A 4,063-nucleotide genomic window follows, 5' to 3' on the forward strand; every position below is an offset into this window, starting at 1 on the left:
TTAGGTCTTGCCATAATGAATCACCGCCGTTTCTTTTTAGTATATCATGAAACGGTATGAAGCAAAAGAATAATTGTGTTAAATGTAAATATGTCAATACACTAGGACGTTGCGGGGTTGCTTATGCAAGCATTGGAAAGGATATTATGCCAACAGAGAAACGTGGGCCGATCGGACATATAAAACCGAGCGGATGGCAGACCATGAAATACGACTGGGTAGATGGGAAATATTTATACAACCGGTGCCATTTAATTGGATTCCAGCTTGCAGCGGAGAATGACAATGAAAAGAACTTGATTACAGGTACCCGATATATGAACGTAGACGGGATGTTGCCTTTTGAGAACATGGTAGCGGATTACGTAAAAGAAACTGGAAATCATGTGCAGTATCGTGTCACACCAATATATGATGGGAATAACCCAGTAACAACTGGAGTCCTTATGGAAGGAAAATCAGTAGAAGACAATGGTGAAGGAGTTTTATTTAATGTTTTCTGTTATAATGCACAGCCAGGTGTAGAGATTGATTATACAACAGGTAATTCCCATGCTGCAGAAGCAAATGAACCAGAAGACTCTACACGGAGTTCTTCTAACAATATTCAGGAAGTCACTTATGTTTTAAACACTAACACCAAAAAATTCCACCGGTCAGACTGTTCCAGCCTTTCCCGTATGAAGGACGAGAACAAAGAGACATTTGCTGGGAATAGAGATGAATTGATGCAGCAGGGGTATGAGGCTTGTAAAAATTGTAATCCATGATTTTATGAGAGATGCCGTTTTGGTGTCTCTTTTTTTGGGCTTTCATTTTCTTCCATATTCTATAAGAAATTTAAAAACAGGAGGAAAATATTATGTCAAATGAAATCAAAAAACCAAATTACGGAGCATCTGAAGTGAGTGTTGCAAGATATCTTATGCAGCAGTTCCCAGAATGGAAAGAGCAGTTAAAAAACTTAGTACATGCTTATGAAATGCCTTTCCAGCATTTCTGTAAAAAAGAAGCAGAGTATCGGTTGGATGAGTTAGGGATTCCGGATACCATTCATGAGTATGCATCTATGGTAACTTCTATAGCAAATAAACTCTTTGATTCAGAAACATATCTGTCGGGAGACGTTGCAGATCAGATTACTTCATCTGTCTTGGATAAGGATTTTTGCTTAAATCTAAAAGATGAAAAACAAATTACGTTTTTAAAAGAAAACTATTTTCAGTCAGAACTGCTTCTTGCCTTAGCGGAATTAAAATCGAATATTCCGTTTTTATCATCTTTGGTGTGTAAAGCAAACATTAAGAAGTCAAACCGGAATATGGAGGTCGCTTTTCAAAGAGTGCTGGAAAACTTTGAGACAGATTATGACTATATTACCACAAAAGAGTTGCAGGGGTTATTCCTTACATTCCAGAAAAATTATAAGGATAATCAGGCAAGAATTAAAATCCCTGGCGGCGAGTTAGTTGCAGAAGAAAACCCAGACCCAGGGCATCCAGGGATTTGCGTCTACCTGGAGTTGGAAAGTGGAGATATCATGGATTTGACATTGATAGAACATCATAACCAAGATGGAAAATCAACCATTGAGGTTTATGATTACGAAGATGTTTGGAATGAGAATTGGACCCAAAAGCATTCCATTGATACATCGGAAGCCAAGAAGGTATTTGAAGACAATAGGCTCGCGGGAGATAGGCGGCGTGAAGCCGTCCGATGCGAAGGAATGGGCGCAGCGCATGAAGTCCAAGGGCTTCGCCTACTCCACCATCTCCAACCACAAGCGGTCGCTCAAGGCGGCGTTCTACTTGGCGATAGCCGATGACTGTATACGCAAGAACCCGTTCGATTTCAAGCTCGCGACCGTCATCAAGAGGGACGTGACGGAGAGGGAGCCGCTGAGTCGGGAACAGGTGGACGCGCTGCTCGGTTTCATGCGGTCGGATGCCGTCTACCACAGGTACATCGACGAGGTGGTCATCCTCCTCGGGACGGGGCTGCGCATATCGGAGATGTGCGGGCTGACCAAGACGGACATCGACCTGACGAACAGGGTGATTTTCGTGGACCACCAGCTCGCCCGCGCAGTCGGCGGGGGATACCGGGTCGATGAGCCTAAGACGGAGAGCGGCAAGCGCTACATCTACATGACCGACGAGGTGATGGCCGCGTTCGAGCATGTCATGGCATCGAGGTCGAAGGCGAAGCCCCTGAGCGTCGATGGGCGAACGGGCTTCATCTTCCTCAACAGGGACGGGCTGCCGAGGGTCGGCGGCGATTACGACCGGGTGTTCAGGGGGCTGAGAGGCAAGTACGCGAAGAGGGGAAAGATGGAGCTTCCCGATGGCATGACACCGCATACGCTGCGCCACACGTTCTGCACGGAGATGGCGAAGGCCGGGATGAACCCGAAGGCGCTGCAATACATCATGGGCCATAAGGACATCAAGATGACGCTCGGGTACTACGCCCATATGGACGGCTGCACGGCTGCGGAGGAGATGCGACGCGTCGCGGCGTAGTAAAAACGCGATTTACTACTCGTTTTACTACTCACGGCCATCAAGATGCGCCGGGATTCGCCAAGATACGGGAACTTCCCCCCAAAGGCGAAAAAGCCGGGAACGCCATTGGAATCGGGCTTCACCGGCTTTCGGGAAGTTATGGGAACATGCTGAAAAATGTCGCGTTGATTTATGGAAAATTATGGAAGATAAGCAAAACCATTACTATATCCTGTTCCATAAGAATACAAAAAAATACCAAAAGAAAAACGTCAATTTCATAGACAAAAGGATTGTTCAACTTCAACATCATTCAGTAGAATTGTTTCTTATATCGCCAAGCATGATAAAGCAAAACAGATTATAAAAGAAGATTATAGAAAATTGCCAAAGAGCACAAAGCGTGAAAGGAAACATTACAACCATGCGAAACAAAAAATGCAAAAAAGGGAAAGTAGAGACAAAATGTACCGTCTAGATCAAATTTACAAGGAACTAGAGCATGCTTAAGGAAAGAAGTCTTAAAGACTTCTTTTTTTGGGATAGAACGGAGGATGATTTGGTAAAATATGATTTAAATAATTGAAATAAGAGTAAAATTTGTAATGTTTTGATTCATGTTTTGGATGTGTTGTGCTTTTTAAAATCATAATATGAAAAAAAAGTATCATAAATAAACAAAAGTATAGACAACTTTGTTTTGTGGTGTTACAATCGCTTTAGCAATTGAGAGATAAAAGAGTGAAAATATACATATTGCACAAAGCGAGGTAGGAAAATGCAAAGTGTTATTTTGAAATTCAGGGAATATTTACCACAATCAAGTTCCACAGAACGGGGGGCTATTGAGTATTTAATGCAAAGACCAGAAGAAGTCGCAACCATGAGTGTTCGGGAGTTTTCTCAAAATGCTTTTGCTTCTCCTTCTACGATTACGAGACTCTGCAGGAAATTAGGGTATGCAAAATACAGAGATTTCCAACAAGCGCTTATGTATGAAAATGCTCTGAAAAAAGAAACAATCAGTGAGCAAAACTGTGAAATTCATAGAAGTGATACCATGGAGCAGCTTGTGGACAAGTTGAGTTTTAAAAGTATCATGTCTTTGGAAGATACAAAGCGTCTTATTGAACTGGAAGTGTTGGATAAGAGTGTAGAGCTTCTGATGTCATCAAAAAGAATTGCTTTTTTTGGAGTAGGTGCCTCTCAGTTGGTGGCAAAGGATGCCTATTTGAAATTCCTAAGAGTGAATAAGCCATGTATGGTTAGCGAAGATTTTCATGTACAGTTGGTTCAGGCCCGTAATATGACCAGTGAAGATGTAGGAGTTATTATCAGTTATTCCGGTCTGACTTCTGAAATGGTGGAATGGGCGGAGATTATGAAGGATGCAAATGTGCCATTGATTGCCATCACCTGTTTCCATGAATCTCCTTTATCCAGACTGGCGGATTACAACCTTTATGTATCTGCTACGGAATTTGAATTCCGCACCGGAAAGCTAGTACAACGAATAATAAATAATTGCTATATTAAACAGAGGCCGCTTCATCTTC

3 protein-coding genes and 1 pseudogene are annotated in these 4,063 nt (G+C 42.4%); all 4 read left to right on the plus strand.

Annotated features, from left to right (window positions below):
• Window positions 1–92: 92 nt before the first annotated feature.
• Window positions 93–770, plus strand: a pseudogene (locus G5A70_RS15345) (DNA/RNA non-specific endonuclease); the annotation flags it as partial.
• A gap of 92 nt (window positions 771–862) precedes the next feature.
• Window positions 863–1,828 (plus strand): hypothetical protein, encoded by a 966-nt coding sequence (locus G5A70_RS15845; protein ID WP_226853762.1) that lies wholly within the window; start codon window positions 863–865, stop codon window positions 1,826–1,828.
• Window positions 1,812–2,525, plus strand: coding sequence for a site-specific integrase (locus tag G5A70_RS15350; protein ID WP_226853764.1), 714 nt, complete (start codon window positions 1,812–1,814; stop codon window positions 2,523–2,525). Before G5A70_RS15845 ends, G5A70_RS15350 begins: the two co-directional genes overlap by 17 nt.
• An 838-nt stretch (window positions 2,526–3,363) precedes the next feature.
• A partial coding sequence (locus tag G5A70_RS15355) for a MurR/RpiR family transcriptional regulator (RefSeq protein ID WP_173750320.1) occupies window positions 3,364–4,063 on the plus strand: 700 nt, incomplete at its 3' end.

Source organism: Blautia hansenii (assembly GCF_013304445.1).
In the GTDB taxonomy this organism is placed as follows: Bacteria; Bacillota; Clostridia; order Lachnospirales; family Lachnospiraceae; genus Blautia.

Excerpts from the sequence above, each read along its gene's own strand:
- G5A70_RS15845 (WP_226853762.1), top strand. The coding sequence starts at position 863 with ATGTCAAATGAAATCAAAAAACCAAATTACGGAGCATCTGAAGTGAGT.